This window comes from Bradyrhizobium sp. SZCCHNR3119 (genome assembly GCF_032487775.1).
Taxonomy (GTDB): Bacteria; Pseudomonadota; Alphaproteobacteria; order Rhizobiales; family Xanthobacteraceae; genus Bradyrhizobium.
On sequence record NZ_JAUEUV010000001.1, the window covers coordinates 4,890,606 to 4,906,693 of the forward strand.

Annotated in this window: 15 protein-coding genes; 13 read left to right on the forward strand and 2 right to left on the reverse strand. The window is 64.2% G+C overall.

Annotation, left to right across the window (positions count from 1 at the left end; translation table 11 throughout):
- The first annotated feature begins 186 nt into the window (after positions 1 to 186).
- The 9 genes from QX034_RS22545 (at position 187) to QX034_RS22585 (ending at position 8,805) form a co-directional block, all read left to right on the forward strand.
- A complete protein-coding gene (locus QX034_RS22545) occupies positions 187 to 1,560 on the forward strand; it encodes an MFS transporter (protein ID WP_315707091.1) in 1,374 nt (457 codons plus the stop codon).
- Positions 1,561 to 1,604: 44 nt separating this feature from the next.
- Positions 1,605 to 2,630: an amidohydrolase family protein gene (locus tag QX034_RS22550; protein ID WP_315707090.1), complete on the forward strand. Its 1,026-nt coding sequence runs from the start codon at positions 1,605 to 1,607 to the stop codon at positions 2,628 to 2,630.
- Positions 2,631 to 2,646: 16 nt separating this feature from the next.
- Positions 2,647 to 3,342 carry a 4-carboxy-4-hydroxy-2-oxoadipate aldolase/oxaloacetate decarboxylase gene (ligK, locus tag QX034_RS22555; protein WP_315707089.1) on the forward strand — a complete coding sequence of 232 codons (696 nt, stop codon included), beginning with the start codon at positions 2,647 to 2,649 and terminating at the stop codon, positions 3,340 to 3,342.
- A 5-nt stretch (positions 3,343 to 3,347) separates the two neighbouring features.
- On the forward strand, positions 3,348 to 4,286 hold the full coding sequence (locus tag QX034_RS22560) for a DUF1932 domain-containing protein (protein WP_315707088.1): 939 nt from the start codon (positions 3,348 to 3,350) through the stop codon (positions 4,284 to 4,286).
- 8 nt (positions 4,287 to 4,294) lie between these two features.
- A complete protein-coding gene (locus QX034_RS22565; protein ID WP_315707087.1) occupies positions 4,295 to 5,209 on the forward strand; it encodes an amidohydrolase family protein in 915 nt (304 codons plus the stop codon).
- Positions 5,210 to 5,238: 29 nt separating this feature from the next.
- Entirely contained in the window at positions 5,239 to 5,628 is a 390-nt protein-coding gene (ligA, locus tag QX034_RS22570) for a protocatechuate 4,5-dioxygenase subunit alpha (protein WP_315707086.1), read from the forward strand.
- Positions 5,628 to 6,491, forward strand: a complete 864-nt coding sequence (locus QX034_RS22575; protein WP_315707085.1) for a class III extradiol dioxygenase subunit beta — start codon at positions 5,628 to 5,630, stop codon at positions 6,489 to 6,491. The genes ligA and QX034_RS22575 overlap by 1 nt, the downstream gene beginning before the upstream one ends.
- 1 nt (position 6,492) lies before the next feature.
- Positions 6,493 to 7,452, forward strand: a complete 960-nt coding sequence (locus QX034_RS22580) for a Gfo/Idh/MocA family oxidoreductase (protein WP_315707084.1) — start codon at positions 6,493 to 6,495, stop codon at positions 7,450 to 7,452.
- A 444-nt stretch (positions 7,453 to 7,896) separates the two neighbouring features.
- Positions 7,897 to 8,805: an MBL fold metallo-hydrolase gene (locus tag QX034_RS22585; protein WP_315707083.1), complete on the forward strand. Its 909-nt coding sequence runs from the start codon at positions 7,897 to 7,899 to the stop codon at positions 8,803 to 8,805.
- A gap of 241 nt (positions 8,806 to 9,046) precedes the next feature.
- Here QX034_RS22585 and QX034_RS22590 read toward each other — a convergent pair whose 3' ends face one another.
- Positions 9,047 to 9,427: a helix-turn-helix domain-containing protein gene (locus QX034_RS22590; RefSeq protein ID WP_315707101.1), complete on the reverse strand. Its 381-nt coding sequence runs from the start codon at positions 9,425 to 9,427 to the stop codon at positions 9,047 to 9,049.
- A gap of 105 nt (positions 9,428 to 9,532) precedes the next feature.
- Between QX034_RS22590 and QX034_RS22595 the strand changes: the two genes are divergently transcribed.
- On the forward strand, positions 9,533 to 10,651 hold the full coding sequence (locus tag QX034_RS22595; RefSeq protein WP_315707082.1) for an NADH:flavin oxidoreductase: 1,119 nt from the start codon (positions 9,533 to 9,535) through the stop codon (positions 10,649 to 10,651).
- Positions 10,652 to 10,769: 118 nt separating this feature from the next.
- Here the strand turns inward: QX034_RS22595 and QX034_RS22600 are convergent, their stop codons facing one another.
- A complete protein-coding gene (locus QX034_RS22600; RefSeq protein ID WP_315707081.1) occupies positions 10,770 to 11,675 on the reverse strand; it encodes a helix-turn-helix domain-containing protein in 906 nt (301 codons plus the stop codon).
- Between the two features lie 62 nt (positions 11,676 to 11,737).
- Here QX034_RS22600 and pobA point away from each other — a divergent pair, with 62 nt between their 5' ends.
- The 3 genes from pobA (at position 11,738) to QX034_RS22615 (ending at position 15,995) form a co-directional block, all read left to right on the forward strand.
- Positions 11,738 to 12,910 (forward strand): 4-hydroxybenzoate 3-monooxygenase, encoded by a 1,173-nt coding sequence (gene pobA, locus QX034_RS22605; RefSeq protein ID WP_315707080.1) that lies wholly within the window; start codon positions 11,738 to 11,740, stop codon positions 12,908 to 12,910.
- A 270-nt stretch (positions 12,911 to 13,180) separates the two neighbouring features.
- Complete coding sequence (locus tag QX034_RS22610; RefSeq protein ID WP_409977540.1) at positions 13,181 to 14,800, forward strand: tannase/feruloyl esterase family alpha/beta hydrolase; 1,620 nt, start codon at positions 13,181 to 13,183, stop codon at positions 14,798 to 14,800.
- Between the two features lie 166 nt (positions 14,801 to 14,966).
- A complete protein-coding gene (locus QX034_RS22615; protein WP_315707079.1) occupies positions 14,967 to 15,995 on the forward strand; it encodes a LacI family DNA-binding transcriptional regulator in 1,029 nt (342 codons plus the stop codon).
- Positions 15,996 to 16,088 lie beyond the last annotated feature (93 nt).

Sequence of the window (16,088 nt, forward strand, 5' to 3'; positions counted from 1 at the left end):
ATTCCAGTATGGCTTGTGGAAATATTATACCATTTTGGAATATCTGATATAGGCGCCCGGCGCTGGCGCCGGCTTCCGCGCTGCGTCACATACCCCGGTAATCACACATCCGGGCGGAGCCGCCGCGACCTGCGCTCGCCGGATCGAAGAAATTTTTCGAAATCAATCCCAAGGAAGCGCACGACGATGCCTGCGACCAGCCGAGTCGATGTTCAAACCTTTCTCGACGAGCACCCGTTCTCGCCGTTCCAGTGGCTGATCTTCGGCCTGTGCTTCGTGATCGTGCTGCTGGACGGTTTCGACACCGCGGCGATCGGCTTCATCGCCCCGTCGCTGCTCAAGGAGTGGGGCGTCGAGAAGTCGGCGCTCGGCCCGGTGCTCAGCGCCGCGCTGTTCGGACTCGCCGCCGGCGCGCTGTTCTCGGGGCCGCTCGCCGACCGTCTCGGCCGCAAGGTCGTCCTGGTCGGCTCGGTGCTCGTGTTCAGCATCGCCTGCCTCGCCTCCGCCTTTGCGACCAATCTGACCGAGCTCACCGTCCTGCGTTGCGTCACCGGCATCGGCCTTGGCGCCGCGATGCCCAACGCGGTGACGCTGCTGAGCGAATATTGTCCGCAGCGGCTGCGCGCCACCATGACCAACCTGATGTTCTGCGGCTTTCCGCTCGGCGCCGCCTTCGGCGGCTTCCTCGCGGCCTGGATGATCCCGCAATGGGGCTGGCGCAGCGTGCTGCTGCTCGGCGGCGTCACGCCGCTGATCCTGACCGTGGGGCTGGTCGTGATCCTGCCGGAATCGGTCCACTATCTGTTGTCGCGCGGCGCCTCCGTCGAGCGCGTCCGCAACGTGATGCGGAAGATCTCGGAGGCGGCATCAAAGGTCAGCCAGTTCGTGATGCTGGAGCCGGAGCATGCCGAGGTGACCAAGCGGGTCAATGCCAGCGGCATCGGCATGGTGTTGTCGCCGGTGCTGCGCGCGGGCTCGCTGATGCTGTGGATCGCCTATTTCATGGGGCTCGTGATCTTCTACGCGCTGATCAACTGGATGCCGATCCTGTTCAAGGATGCCGGCCTCAATCCGCAGACCGCGACCCTGATCTCGGCGCTGTTCCCGCTCGGCGGGGTCGGCGCGGTGTTCTTCGGCTGGCTGATGGACCGCTTCAACGCCAATCTCATCATCGCCGTGGGCTATGCCCTGACCGCGGTCTCGATCTTCTTCATCGGCCAGGCAGCGGGCCAGGTTGGCCTGCTGATGGCCGCGGTGTTCCTGGCCGGCGTGCTGATGAATACGGCGCAGTCCTCGATGCCGGCGCTGGCGGCGGCGTTCTATCCGACGCAAGGGCGCGCCACCGGCGTGTCCTGGATGCTCGGCATCGGCCGGTTCGGCGGCATCGCCGGTTCCTTCCTGGTCGCCGAGATGACGGCGCGGCAGCTCTCCTTCAGCCAGATTTTCGCGGTGATGGCCATTCCCGGCGCCATCGCGGCGGTCGCGCTTGTGGTAAAGCAGTTCGTGGGACCGGGACGGTCGAGCGACAAGGGGATCGGCGCTGCGGTCGCAGCCCATTGAAACGGCGCGCCTGCCACGCGTTAAAAGGTTAGGGAGAGACTGACGTGATCATCGACGTGCACGGCCATTACACCACGGCTCCGAAGGCGCTGGAGGAGTGGCGCAACCGGCAGATCGCGGGCATCAAGGACCCGTCCGTTGCGCCTAAGGTCAGCGAGCTCAAGATCAGCGACGACGAGCTGCGCGAGAGCATCGAGGCCAACCAGCTGAAGAAGATGAAGGAGCGCGGCAGCGATCTCACCATCTTCTCGCCGCGGGCGAGCTTCATGGCGCATCATATCGGCGACTTCCAGGTGTCCTCGACCTGGGCCGCGATCTGCAACGAGCTGTGCTATCGCGTCAGCAAGCTGTTCCCGGACAATTTCATCGGCGCGGCGATGCTGCCGCAATCGCCGGGCGTGGATCCCAAGACCTGCATTCCCGAGCTGGAGAAGTGCATCAAGGAGTACGGCTTCGTCGGCATCAACCTGAACCCCGATCCCTCGGGCGGGCATTGGACCTCGCCGCCGCTGTCGGACCGGCACTGGTATCCGATCTATGAGAAGATGGTCGAATTGGACATCCCCGCGATGATCCATGTCTCGACCAGCTGCAACGCCTGCTTCCACACCACCGGCGCGCATTACCTGAACGCCGACACCACCGCGTTCATGCAGTGCCTGACGTCGGACCTGTTCAAGGACTTCCCGACCTTGAAGTTCCTGATTCCGCATGGTGGCGGCGCGGTGCCGTATCACTGGGGCCGCTTCCGCGGCCTCGCCCAGGAGCTGAAGAAGCCGCTGCTGAAGGATCACCTGCTCAACAACATCTTCTTCGACACCTGCGTCTATCATCAGCCCGGCATCGACCTGCTCACGGGCGTGATCCCGGTCGACAACATCCTGTTCGCCTCGGAGATGATCGGGGCGGTCAGGGGCATCGATCCCGAGACCGGCTTCTATTACGACGACACCAAGCGCTATATCGAGGGCGCGAAGCTCACGGCCGAGCAGCGCCACCAGATCTACGAAGGCAATGCGCGGCGGGTGTTCCCGCGGCTCGACGCCGCGTTGAAGGCCAAAGGCAAGTAAGTTAGGGACCGCGGATATGAGCACTCCCATGAACAATCTCGGCATCGTCAAGAAGACCATCACCCGCGCCGACAAGGCGGCGGTGGAGAAGCTGTCGCAGTTCGGCGTCGCCACCATCCACGAGGCGATGGGCCGCGTCGGCCTGATGCAATGCTACATGCGGCCGATCTATCCCACCGCCAAGATGTGCGGCACGGCGGTGACCGTGCTGCTGCAGCCCGGCGACAATTGGATGCTGCATGTGGCGGCCGAGCAGATCCAGCCCGGCGACGTCGTGGTCGCGGCCTGCACGGTCGAGAACACCGACGGCTTCTTCGGCGATCTCTTGGCGACCAGCTTCCGCGCCCGCGGCGCCAAGGGCCTCGTGATCGACGGCGGCGTGCGTGACGTGGCAGATCTCACCGAGATGCAGTTCCCGGTGTTCTCGCGGGCGATCTCGGCGCGCGGCACCGTCAAGGCGACGCTCGGTTCGGTCAACATCCCGGTGGTCTGCGCCGGCGTCGCGGTCAATCCTGGCGACGTGATCGTCGCTGATGTCGACGGCATCGTGGTGGTGCCGGCCGCGGTGGCGCATCAGGCGGCGGATGCCGCCGCTGCGCGCGAGGCCAACGAGGCCGACAAGCGCGAGAAGCTCGCCTCCGGCGTGCTCGGGCTCGACATGTACAAGATGCGCGAGCCGCTGGCGAAGGCGGGACTCAAATATATCGATTGAGCACCATGACCAGCGCCTCCAACCCGAGTCCTTCAAACCGATGGCATGTGGGGATCGTCGGTTACGGCGAGGTCGGCAAGATCCTCGCCGAGGACCTGCGCAAGGACGGCGTGCGCGTCTCGGCCTATGACGTCAAGCTGCGCGACGAGCGCGGGAATGCCATGCGCGAGCACGCCGCGCGCATCGGTGTGACGCTGGCGGCCTCGCACGCCGAGCTGGCGGCGCAAGCCGATTTCATCGTCTCGGCGGTGACCGCGAGCCAGGCGGTGCCGGTGGCGCAGGCTTGCGCCGATACGGTGAAGCAGGGGGCCTGGTTCCTCGACTTCAACTCGGCCTCGCCCGGCGCCAAGCAGCGCGCGGCCGTGCTGATCGACGGCTCCGGCGGGCGTTATGTCGAGGGTGCGGTGATGACCTCGGTGCCGCCCTATCGTATCAAGGTGCCGCTGCTGCTCGGCGGCCCCGGCGCGCGCGAGCTGGCACCGCTGCTCAACGATCTCGGCTTCGCCGCCAAGCCCGCTAGCGACAAGCTCGGGGTTGCCTCGGCCACCAAGATGTGCCGCAGCATCATGATCAAGGGATTGGAAGCCATGGTCATCGAAAGCTTCACCACCGCACGCGCCTACGGCGTCGAGGATGCGGTGCTGGCCTCGCTCCAGGAGACGTTTCCCGGCATCGACTGGGAGAAGCAGGGCGCCTATTTCTTCCAGCGCGTGATCGAGCACGGCCGCCGTCGTGCCGAGGAGGTGAGGGAGGTCGCGGAGACCGTGCGCGAGGCCGGGCTGACGCCGTGGTCGGCGCAGGGCACCGCCGAGCGTCAGGCCTGGGTCGCCGATCTCGCCGACGAAGGCCTGTTCGGCGAACGCGGCACGAAAGAGTTCGCCCGCAGCCCCGACTGGCGTACCGAGGCCGACCGCATTCTCACAGACATCAAGTCCAAGGAGTAATGGACGTTATGGAGTTTCAGAAAACCCCGGGTTGGCTGGACTGGTACCAAGGTCCGTCGAAGCCGCATTTTAAGGTGCCGGCAGGCGCGGTCGATGCACATTGCCACGTGTTCGGCCCCGGCGCGGAATTTCCCTATGCGCCCGAGCGCAAATATACGCCGTGCGATGCTTCCAAGCATCAGCTCTACGCGTTGCGCGACCACCTCGGCTTCGAGCGTAACGTCGTGGTGCAGGCGACCTGCCACGGCGCCGACAACCGCGCCATGGTCGATGCGCTCGTGCATGCCAACGGCAAGGCGCGCGGCGTCGCCACGGTCAAGCGCAGCGTCACCGACGACGAGCTGAAGGCGATGCACGAGGCCGGCGTGCGCGGCGTCCGCTTCAACTTCGTCAAGCGGCTGGTCGATTTCACGCCCAAGGACGAGCTCAATGAGATCGCCGGGCGCATCAGTAAGCTCGGCTGGCATGTCGTGATCTATTTCGAGGCGGTCGATCTGCCGGAGCTGTGGGACTTCTTCACCGCGCTGCCGACCACCGTCGTGGTCGACCACATGGGACGCCCTGACGTCACCAAGCCGGTCGATGGTCCGGAGTTCGAGCTGTTCGTGAAATTCATGCGCGAGCACCAGAATGTCTGGTCCAAGGTGAGCTGCCCGGAGCGGCTGTCGGTGAAGGGACCGCCGGCGCTGGACGGCGAACAGAACGCCTATCGCGACGTGGTGCCGTTCGCGAAACGCATCGTCGAGACCTTCCCGGATCGCGTGTTGTGGGGCACCGACTGGCCGCATCCGAATTTGAAGGGTCACATGCCCGACGATGGCCTGCTGGTCGATTTCATTCCGCATATCGCGGTGACGCCGGAGCTGCAGAAGAAGCTCCTGGTCGACAACCCGATGCGGCTCTATTGGCCCGAAGAATCCTAGCGCGAAGAATCCTAACGAGGAGACGATCGATGTCGCTCGACAAACCCTATACCGACGTTCCCGGCACGACCATCTTCGACGCCGACATGTCGCGGATGGGCTATCACCTCAATCAGTTCTGCATGTCCTTGATGAAGGCGGACAACCGCGCCCGCTTCAAGGCCAATGAGCGCGCCTATCTCGACGAATGGCCGATGACGGAAGAGCAGAAGCAGGCGGTGCTGGATCGCGATCTCAACCGCTGCATTGCGCTCGGCGGCAACATCTACTTCCTTGCCAAGATCGGCGCCACCGACGGCAAGAGCTTCCAGCAGATGGCCGGCAGCATGACCGGCATGACCGAAGACCAATACCGCGACATGATGGTGAAGGGCGGTCGCTCGATCGAAGGCAATCGCTACACCAAGGAGAAGAAGTGATGGCCCATATCTCGGCTAGCGTCTACACCTCGCACGTGCCGGCGATCGGCGCAGCGCTCGACCTCGGCAAGACCGGCGAGGACTATTGGAAGCCGGTGTTCCAGGGCTACGACTTCACCAAGCAATGGGAGAAGGAGCAGAAGCCGGACGTCGTGTTCCTGGTCTTCAACGATCACGCCACCGCCTTCAGCCTGGAGATGATCCCGACCTTCGCGATCGGCACCGCCGCGGAATACCAGCCGGCCGACGAGGGCTGGGGTCCGCGTCCGGTGCCGAAGGTGATGGGCCATCCGAAGCTCGCGGCGCACATCGCGCAGTCGGTGATCCAGGACGATTTCGATCTCACCATCGTCAACAAGATGGATGTCGATCACGGCCTCACCGTGCCGCTCAGTCTGGTGTTCGGGCAGGTCGATGCCTGGCCGTGCCCGGTGATCCCGTTCGCCGTCAATGTCGTGCAATATCCGGTGCCGTCGGGGCGCCGCTGCTTCATGCTCGGCAAGGCGATCCGCAAGGCGATCGAGACCTATGACGAGCCGCTCAACGTGCAGATCTGGGGCACCGGCGGCATGAGCCATCAGCTGCAGGGCCCGCGCGCCGGCCTGATCAACCGTGAATGGGACAACAAGTTCCTGGACCGGCTGATCAGCGATCCCGAGGGGCTCTCGAAGGTGCCGCACATCGAATATGTTCGCGAGGCCGGCAGCGAGGGCATCGAGCTCGTGATGTGGCTGATCGCGCGCGGCGCCATGAGCGATGTCAGCGACACCAACAAGGGCAAGGCGCCGACCGTGCGCCACCGTTTCTATCATGTGCCGGCGAGCAACACCGCTGTCGGCCATCTGATCCTGGAGAACAACTGATATGGCCAAGACGATCAAGGTCGCGCTGGCCGGCGCCGGTGCGTTCGGCATCAAGCACCTCGACGGCATCAAGAACATCGCCGATGTCGAGGTGGTCTCCCTGGTCGGTCGCCGGTTCGACCAGACCAAGGAAGTCGCCGACAAATACGGCATCAAGCATGTCGCGACCGAACTGGCCGACAGCCTGAAGCTGCCGGAGGTCGACGCCGTGATCCTCTGCACGCCGACCCAGATGCATGCGGCGCAGGCGATCGAATGCATGAAGGCCGGCAAGCATGTGCAGGTCGAAATTCCGCTGGCGGACTCGCTGAAGGACGCCCAGGCGGTGGTCGAGTTGCAGAAGAAGTCCGGGCTGGTCGCGATGTGCGGGCACACCCGGCGCTTCAACCCCAGCCATCAATGGGTGCACAAGAAGATCAAGGCCGGCGAATTCCACATCCAGCAGATGGATGTGCAGACCTACTTCTTCCGCCGCACCAACATGAACGCGCTCGGCCAGCCGCGCAGCTGGACCGATCATCTGCTCTGGCATCATGCCGCGCACACGGTCGATCTGTTCGCCTATCAGGCGGGGGCGCCGATCGTGAAGGCCAATGCGGTGCAGGGGCCGATCAACCCGACGCTCGGCATTGCCATGGACATGTCGATCCAGCTCAAGGCCGCCAACGGCGCGATCTGCACGCTGTCGCTGTCCTTCAACAATGACGGCCCGCTCGGCACCTTCTTCCGCTACATCGGCGACACCGGCACCTACATTGCCCGCTACGATGATCTCGTGAACGGCAAGGAGGAGAAGATCGACGTTTCCAAGGTCGATGTCTCCATGAACGGCATCGAGCTGCAGGACCGCGAGTTCTTCGCCGCCATCCGCGAAGGCCGCGAGCCGAACGCGAGCGTGGCCCAGGTGCTGCCGTGCTATCAGGTGCTGCACGATCTCGACGAGCAGCTCGCGCAGGGCTGAGCTGTCAATGGCATGAGGTCATCGCGCTGTTCCGGCGCTGGAAGTGCGCTCCCTCCCCCCTTGCGGGGGGAGGGTTGGGGAGGGAGGTACCGCAGGCATCGCTGGTTGTGGCTCACCCCCACCCCCCCTCCCCGCAAGGGGGAGGGGAGAAGAACGGACTCGCTGCGACGGTGATGATCCTCAGACCATCCTGGTATGTAACTACGTAGGGTGGGCAAAGCGTAAGCGTGCCCACCATTTTTCGTGATGACGCGAGACAGCAGGCGCGCGCCGCTGACAGCCGCACCTTCGTCCATTTTACGCCATCTGTCGCTTCGACCCGGGCGGTTCCGGCTGCGCCGACAACAACAAGATCGGACGATGTGGAGGAAGTGAATGCGAATCGCCTCGGCGGTGTTGACCGTCTTGACGCTTGTGTCCGCTCCGATCGTGAGGGCGGAGCCAATGAAAGTCACCCTGCTCGGTACGGGCACTCCGACCCCGCGAGCGAGCAGTTTCAGTGCGGCGACGTTGATCGAGGCTGGTCCCGAAAAGCTGTTGTTCGATTTCGGCCGCGGTTCAACGATCAGGCTCTTTCAGAAGCGCGTCCCTCTGGGGGCTATTACCGCGCACTTCATCACGCACCTGCACTCCGATCACGTGGTCGGCCTCCCGGACATGTGGCTGAGCGGTTGGATCGGCACCCCCTGGGCCTCGCGCAAATCTCCCATGATCGTTTTCGGCCCCAAGGGGACCGTGGCGATGACCGAGAACCTGACCAAAGCTTTCGCCGAGGACATCCGGATTCGGGAGGATGACGAGCATCTTCCTCCGGAGGGCGTCGCCTTCGCGGCCAAGGATATCGAGCCGGGACTGGTCTACGACAAGAACGGCGTCAGGGTAACGGCGATCGAGGTCAACCACGGAGAGAAGATCAAGCCCTCGTTCGGCTATGTGGTCGAGTACGATGGCAAAAAGGTCGTTCTTTCCGGGGACACCAAATATGATGAGCGGGTCGCGAATGCCGCAAAGGGCGCCGACCTCCTCATTCATGAGGTGGCCGTGATCGAGCCGGAACTGTCGAAGAGCTATCCGTCCTATCGCGACATCGAGGCTCACCACTCTTCACCGGAGGAGGCCGGCAAGATATTCTCGATGGCCGGCCCGAAGCTTGCGATTTACTCGCACATCGTGTTCGCAACCTTGAAGCCGGTGCAGGACGTCCCCGAGGACATGCTGATCGCCCGCACCCGAACGACGTATCGCGGCCCGCTCATTATCGGCCACGATCTTGATTCGTTTACGATCGACGATGCCGTGCACGCTTTCGGTCCCAAGGACCAGCCGATCGAGCCGCTGCTCGCGGACAAGTAGCCGGACTATGCGAGCAGGACGCACAGACATCGTGGGGTCGCGAAGCATAGGCGTGCTACCGCAATGTCGGGTCGTTGCGAGGAGTCAACGGGTCCGCGCAAAGCGCGGCTGACGGCGGCTCTGCAACAAAGCAATCTAGACTTCCTCTGGGGCTCTGGATTGCTTCGCTGCGCTCGCAATGACGGACTAAAATTAGTTGCGTATCTTGCTCGGTAAGCTGCGCGTGACAGCCGCTTCGCGCTCAGCGCCCGCTCCGCGCCAGGCGCCGATCGAACGCCTGCCGTGCCGTCTCGACCTCCGGCAGCTTGGCGATGGTCCAGGCATAGAGCGCGCGAAACGGCGGCTGCAGGGTGCGCCCGAGCGGCGTGATCTCGTACTGGACTGCCACAGGCGAGTCCGCGATCACTTGGCGCGACACCAGGCCGTTGCGCTCCAGCCGGCGCAGGCATTGGGTGAGCGCCTTCTGGGTGACGCCCTCGAGTTGCTTCTTGATGGCGTTGAACCGCAACGGTCCCGCATCGAGCACCGCCAGCACCATCATCGACCATTTGTCGGCGATCTGGTCGATCAGCACGCGGCTCGGACACTCCGACGAGAAGTGCTGCGGCTTGCAGTTCAGCATCATGCGTGGTGTCCTCGCGTATACCTGAGCGACTTGGAGTGCCTTATTGACAGAAGGTTTACGAAGTATACTTGGTTCGCTCCGTTTTCAATGGAGCTCTTTCGAATGTCCGACCTCGATACCAGCGTTCTGTTTCGGCCCTTTCGTCTGAAAACGCTGGAGCTGAAGAACCGCATCGTCATGGCGCCGATGACGCGCAACGCGGCGCCGAACGGGATCCCGGGCGACGCCAATGTCGCCTATTACCGCCGTCGCGCCGAGGGCGAAGTCGGGCTGATCCTCTCCGAAGGCACCGTGGTCGATCGTCCGGCCTCCAGGAATGAGCCGGGCATCCCCTTCTTCCATGGCGAGGCGGCTCTCGCGGGCTGGCAGCGCGTCGCTGCCGCCGTTCATGCTGCGGGCGGCCGCATGGGTCCGCAGATCTGGCACACCGGCTCGACCAAGGGCATGAGCGGCTGGCAGCCGGACGCGCCGGTGGAAAGCCCATCCGGACTGTTCGCGCCGGACAAGCCGCGCGGCCAGGCGATGACCGAACAGGACATCGCCGACACCGTTGCGGCCTTCGCGAAGGCCGCCGCTGATGCCAAGCGCGTCGGGTTCGATACGGTCGAGATTCACGGCGCGCACGGCTATCTGATCGACGAGTTCTTCTGGTCCGGCACCAACAAGCGCGAGGACCGCTATGGTGGCGCGACGATCAAGGAGCGGTCGCGCTTTGCCGGTGAGGTCGTGGCCGCCATTCGTGCCGCCGTCGGCCCCGATTTTCCGATCATCCTGCGCGTCAGTCAGTGGAAGCAGCAGGACTATGCCGCGCGCCTCGCTGAGACGCCGGAGCGTATGGCGGACTGGCTGCAGCCGTTGGTCGATGCGGGCGTCGATATCCTGCACTGCTCGCAGCGCCGCTTCTGGGAGCCGGAGTTTCCGGAGATCGATGGCGAGAAGGGCCTGAACTTCGCCGGCTGGGCCAAGAAGATCACGGGGGCCGCCACCATCAGCGTCGGCTCGGTCGGCCTCTCCGGCGACTTCTTCGGCGCCTTCGCGGGTAAGCCGTCCACGACCGCCGATCTCGACAATCTGCTCGAGCGGATGGCGCGCAACGAGTTCGATCTCATCGCGGTCGGCCGCGCCCTGATCAGCGATGCCGGATGGGTCGCCAAGATCAAGTCCGGCGACAAGGCGGACCTCAAGGGGTTCGATGCGGCGGATCTGAGGGAGCTGGCCTGAACGGCAAGTCTGGGTGGTGGGCCAGTTCGGCCCGCCCCCTTCGTTCAATCGCGATTGGTCGCGCTGCGGCCAACGCTCGGGGGTGCAAGCGGACCGCGGAGATGGAGTTCGCTGGGGCTCACCCGCCTTTCACCACCTTCTCGCGAAAGCTCCGCGGTGAAAGTCCCGTCGCGCCGGCAAACACCCGGCTGAAATAGGCGGGGTCGTTGAAGCCGAGTTCATACGCGATCGTCGACACCGAGAGGTTGGTGTAGACCAGATTGCGCCGCGCCTCGCGCACGATGCGCTCCTGGATCAGCTCGGAGGCGGCATGTCCGGTTGCCGCCTTCGTCAGCCGGCTGAGATGGGTGGCCGTGATCGAAAGCGCTTTGGCGTAATCTGCCACCGACCAGTGATCGAGAAAGTGCCGCTCCAAGAGAGTCTCGAAGCGCCTGAACAGGTCCGTGCTTCCCGCGCTGTGCGTGGTGCTCTCATCGGCCAGCTCACGTGCAACGAGCCCGAGGAGCGCTGCCGACAGCGCGCGCAACATGTGCGCGCGTGCGAAATGCCGCGCGCTATATTCTTTGTAGATCTGGCGCATCAGGTCGCGCATCTGCGTTGAGGCCCGGATCACGGTGGAGTCCGCAAGCGCACGTCGCAGGCCTTCCGCCGGGGTCAGCGCCTCGTCGAGCATCTCCACCGCAATGGTCAGCACAAAGCCCTGCATGCCCGGCGTGAAGGAGAAGCCGTGGACGTGGCCGCTCGGAACATTGACGGCCCGCATCGCCTTCAATGGATGGGCGCGGCCGTCCAACGTGGCCTGCCCATTGCCTTTCTCGACCAAGAGGATTTGATGCAGCCGCGCATGCCGGTGGGGGGCGAACTCCCATTCATGCAGCTGCGAACGTGCGGCAATGGTTTCGCAATGCACAACGTCCGGCAGGTCGCCGGCTTCGCCGAACAGGTTATAGGTGCGGATCGAGGCCGGATGGGGCAGCCGACGGGTCATGTTCGATTTGTACAAGACAAAGCGAGTTTGATCCATTCAATCCAGCGAAAAACTGGATCAATTTGTCCAAGAGCAAACAACAGCAGCAGGAGGAGACAATGAAGGTCCAGGTGTGCATCATCGGCGGCGGGCCGTCCGGCCTCATGCTGTCGCAGCTTCTGCATCTGCAGGGCATCGACACCATCGTCCTCGAGAAATCCAGCCGCGAGCACGTGCTGTCGCGCATTCGCGCCGGCGTGCTCGAGCACGGCTTTGCCAAGCTGATGCGCGAGGCGCAATGCGGCGAGCGGATGGACCGGGAGGGCGAGATCCATCACGGCTTCTTCATCGCTCACGACGGGATGCTCGACCGCGTCGACCTGCACAAATATTCGGGCGGCAATTCGGTGATGGTGTATGGCCAGACCGAGCTGACCCGCGATCTCTATGAGGCGCGCGACCGGCTCGGCGGCAAGGTTGTGCACAATGCCGCCGACGTGACGCCGCATGACATCGCCTCCGACCACCCCTACGTGACCTATCGCGTCGGCGACGAGACCATTCGGGTCGACTGCGATTACATCATCGGCGCCGACGGGTTCCATGGCGTCAGCCGCAAGTCGATCCCGAAGGACAAGCTGACCGAATATGAGCGGGTCTATCCGTTCGGGTGGCTCGGCGTGCTGTCCCGCACCAAGCCGGTGTCGCCGGAGTTGATCTATGCCAAGCATGAGCGCGGCTTCGCGCTGTGCTCGCTGCGCTCCCAGGTGCTGAGCCGCTACTACATTCAGGTGCCGCTCTCCGACACGGTCGAAGGCTGGAGCGACGATGCGTTCTGGGAGGAGCTGAAGCGCCGCCTGCCGCCGGAAGTGGCCGCAAAGCTGATCACCGGGCCGTCGATCGAGAAGAGCATCGCGCCGTTGCGCAGCTTCGTCGCCGAGCCGATGCGCTATGGCCGCCTCTTCCTGGCCGGCGATGCCGCCCATATCGTGCCGCCCACCGGTGCGCGCGGTTTGAACTCGGCCGCCTCCGACATCTACTACCTCTATCACGCGCTGGTCGATCACTACAAAAAGGGCGACGACAAGGGCATCGACGGCTATTCTCAGCGGGCCCTAGCGCGGATCTGGAAGGCGCAACGCTTCTCCTGGTGGATGACGATGCTGTTGCATCGCTTCCCCGACCGTCTGCCCTACGACGACAAGCTGCAGGACACCGACGTCGCCTATCTCTTCTCCTCGGAAGCGGCGCAACGATCGCTGGCGGAGAATTATGTCGGTCTGCCGTTCTGAGTTTGTGCTTCGAACGCTAAATCTCTAAATTGCTGATGCTGGCCTCATGGTTCGAGAGGCGTCGCGAATGCGACGCCCCTCGCCATGAGGTTTGGCATGTCGACGAAGTCCCATCCTGAGAAGCCCGCCGAACGTGGGTCGTCCCAAGGATGGGCAAGATATCACTGCCACTGCGAGCCAGTGACAAATGCCCGACGATCGATCGGACAAACAGGGGAAGGAAACGAGATGATACGGATGAGCGCGCCGCGCGCATGCGGCGCAGCATTGATGCTGTCTGTGGCGGTCTCACCGGTGAAGGCCGATGGTTTCGTCGGCGATGCGGCTGCGACCTGCAGCGGGCTTGCTGCTCCGGCACAGGGATCTGTGCATATCGACTCCGCGTCCATGCAAGCGCCGTCGACGTTGTCGGTGGCAGAGAAGGCCGGCTCGCCTGCGGCGCGCATCTCTCCAGCCAATCCCGCCTTCTGCAAGGTGCTCGGTCACATTGCCCCGCGCGACGCCAATGCGCCGCCAATCAAGTTCGAGGTCAATCTGCCTGCCGATTGGAACGGGCGCTCGCTGCAATATGGCGGCGGCGGCTTCAACGGGGTGCTGATCTCGGGCCTTGGCCTGCCGCCTGCCTATCCGTTTGACAAGTCCTCCCCACTGGCGCGAGGCTTTGTCACCTACGGCACCGATTCCGGTCACGAGGCCAAGCCGGGTGAGCCGCCGCAGACCTTTGCGCTCAACGACGAAGCCTTCGAGAATTTCGCGCACGCCGCCTACAAGAAGGTGCGGGACGCTGCCGTCGATCTAATGCAGCGGGCCTACGGCAAGCGGCCTACCAAGATGTACTTCATGGGCTCCTCGGAAGGCGGCCGCGAGGCGCTGACCATGGCGCAGCGTTATCCCGACGATTTCGACGGCATCTTCGCGCGCGTGCCCGTGATCAACTGGGTCGGCCTGCAACATGCGGGAACGCGCAGCGGCCTGGTGACCATGGGGGAGGGCTGGATCAACCCGGCTCAGGTGAAGCTCGTTGCCGCAGCCGTGCTGAAGGCCTGCGACAAGGCGGACGGCGCGGAAGACGGACTGGTCGCGAACGCGGTGGCCTGCAAGGCAAGCTTCAAGCCCGAGACCCTGCGCTGCGCCGTGGGGCAGAGCGGAGACCAATGCCTCAACGACGCGCAGATCAAGGCCATCGACACGCTGCATGACGTCTACCAGTTTCCGTTCGCGCTCGCCAATGGTCTCGACGACTATCCCGGCTGGGGCGTTTCGGGCGAGGGCACACCGCCTGCGGCCTCGGCCGGCGGTTGGATGGCGTGGTGGCTCGGGACGGCGGCACCGACGCAGCCACCGACCCCGGCGAACGGCATCGCCTGGATCTTCGGCGCCGGCGGCATGCAATATGTCTTCGCCCGCGATCCTAAGCTGGATGTGACCACCTACAGACCGGAGGATCACAAGGCGCGGCTGCTCGAAGTCTCCAGCCTGATGGACTCCACCAATCCAGATATCAGTGCCTTCCGCGCGCATGGCGGCAAGCTCATCATGCTCGAGCACATGGCGGATTATGCGCAGAGCCCTTACGCCGGCATCCGCTATTTCGAGAGCGTGGAACGAAAGCTGGGAAAGGCCGAGACCGCGGAGTTCGCCCGACTCTATACCGCGCCGGGCGTCGATCATGTCGGCAGCGGTGCGCCGGCCAATGTCGACATGCTGAGCGTGCTGGTCGATTGGGTCGAGAACGGCAAGGCGCCGGATAACCTCGAAGTGGTCGAACAGAAGATCGAGGCGCCGGCCTTTGCCACCACGCGCGGCCTGCCGCTATGCCGCTGGCCGGCGTGGCCGCACTACACGTCCGGTCCGACCGAAGCAGCGAGCAGCTTTAGCTGCGCGCCCTAAACGGGCTGCAACCAAAGCAATCAAGAGCGATCGATTGAAAGGCGCGGTGGGGCTCCCACCGCGCCTTTTCCTTTGGTCGCTGCTCGGCGGCTGCGTTCGCGCGAACCTCAAAAATGAGTTGCGTACCTCAAATTTCTGGATAAGGTCATCAACCAGAGGGAGAGGCATGAACGCGCCGCTGACATTGCGGGACATTGCGCGGCAGGCAGGGGTCAGCTTGGCCACCGTCGATCGCGTGCTGCACAACCGACCGGGGGTCCGGCCCGACACGGTGCGACGGGTGCGCGACGCCATGGAACGCAGCGCGTTCCACCCCCATGCTGCGGCTTCCGAACTCGCACGGGCCCGCGCCCGGCGCTTTGCCCTCGTGATGCCGTCCGGCGCCAACCTCTTCATGCAGCAGATTTTGTCGCATCTCGGCGAGATGACCGGCTGGGTGGCGGCGCGGCGCTTGACCATCGATACCGTCCTGACCGACGTGTTCGATCCCGCGGTGCTGGCCGCAAAGCTCGAGAGCCTGATCGGGCAGGTCGACGGCGTCGCCCTGGTCGCGCTCGACCATCCGAGTGTGCGCGCGGCGGTCAACGATCTGGTCGATTCCGGCGTCAAGGTGGTGACGCTGGTGTCGGACGTGCCGTCGTCGCGGCGGCATCATTATGTCGGGATCGACAACATCGCCGCGGGCCGCACCGCCGGTGCGCTGGTCGGCCGCTTCATCGGCGGACGCAAGGGCCGCGTCGCCATCGTCGCGGGATCGCAGGGGCTGCGCGACCATGCCGAGCGCATCTTCGGCTTCAGCCAAGTCATGGCATCGGAATTTTTGCAACTCGAAGTATTGCCGGTCGTTGAGGGGCATGATGACGATGACCGCTCAGAACGCATCACGACGAGGCTGCTGAAGGAGTATCCCGATATGATCGGCCTGTACAATGTCGGGGCCGGCACGCCGGGCGTGGCAAAGGCGCTGGCCGATTCCGGGCGAGCCGGCGAGGTGGTGTTCGTCGGCCATGACGTCACCATCGTGACGCGGCGGCTGCTGTTAAACGGCGTGATGGACGCCGCGATCTCGCAAAACCCCGGCCATGAGGCGCGGTCGGCGTTGCGCGTGCTGCTCGCGCTGGCGCGCGGCGAACCGATCTTGAGCGAACAGGAGAAGATCCGCATCGACATCGTGATGCGGGACAATCTGCCGTGAACCGTTGAGGCCCGCGGCCACTTCGGTCGCGCCAAGCGGGGCAGGGCAGGCGAGAAAAAGGCAGGCGAGAAAGTCGAGGCAAGGCGACAGAGA

What these genes read in the sequence shown, in the direction of transcription:
- QX034_RS22615 (WP_315707079.1), top strand. Translation starts at nt 14,967, where the DNA reads ATGAACGCGCCGCTGACATTGCGGGACATTGCGCGGCAGGCAGGGGTC.
- ligK (WP_315707089.1), top strand. Translation starts at nt 2,647, where the DNA reads ATGAGCACTCCCATGAACAATCTCGGCATCGTCAAGAAGACCATCACC.
- QX034_RS22575 (WP_315707085.1), top strand. Translation starts at nt 5,628, where the DNA reads ATGGCCCATATCTCGGCTAGCGTCTACACCTCGCACGTGCCGGCGATC.
- QX034_RS22565 (WP_315707087.1), top strand. Translation starts at nt 4,295, where the DNA reads ATGGAGTTTCAGAAAACCCCGGGTTGGCTGGACTGGTACCAAGGTCCG.
- QX034_RS22585 (WP_315707083.1), top strand. Translation starts at nt 7,897, where the DNA reads ATGAAAGTCACCCTGCTCGGTACGGGCACTCCGACCCCGCGAGCGAGC.
- QX034_RS22580 (WP_315707084.1), top strand. Translation starts at nt 6,493, where the DNA reads ATGGCCAAGACGATCAAGGTCGCGCTGGCCGGCGCCGGTGCGTTCGGC.
- QX034_RS22600 (WP_315707081.1), bottom strand. Translation starts at nt 11,675, where the DNA reads ATGGATCAAACTCGCTTTGTCTTGTACAAATCGAACATGACCCGTCGG.
- QX034_RS22545 (WP_315707091.1), top strand. Translation starts at nt 187, where the DNA reads ATGCCTGCGACCAGCCGAGTCGATGTTCAAACCTTTCTCGACGAGCAC.
- ligA (WP_315707086.1), top strand. Translation starts at nt 5,239, where the DNA reads ATGTCGCTCGACAAACCCTATACCGACGTTCCCGGCACGACCATCTTC.
- QX034_RS22560 (WP_315707088.1), top strand. Translation starts at nt 3,348, where the DNA reads ATGACCAGCGCCTCCAACCCGAGTCCTTCAAACCGATGGCATGTGGGG.
- pobA (WP_315707080.1), top strand. Translation starts at nt 11,738, where the DNA reads ATGAAGGTCCAGGTGTGCATCATCGGCGGCGGGCCGTCCGGCCTCATG.
- QX034_RS22595 (WP_315707082.1), top strand. Translation starts at nt 9,533, where the DNA reads ATGTCCGACCTCGATACCAGCGTTCTGTTTCGGCCCTTTCGTCTGAAA.
- QX034_RS22590 (WP_315707101.1), bottom strand. Translation starts at nt 9,427, where the DNA reads ATGCTGAACTGCAAGCCGCAGCACTTCTCGTCGGAGTGTCCGAGCCGC.
- QX034_RS22610 (WP_409977540.1), top strand. Translation starts at nt 13,181, where the DNA reads ATGCTGTCTGTGGCGGTCTCACCGGTGAAGGCCGATGGTTTCGTCGGC.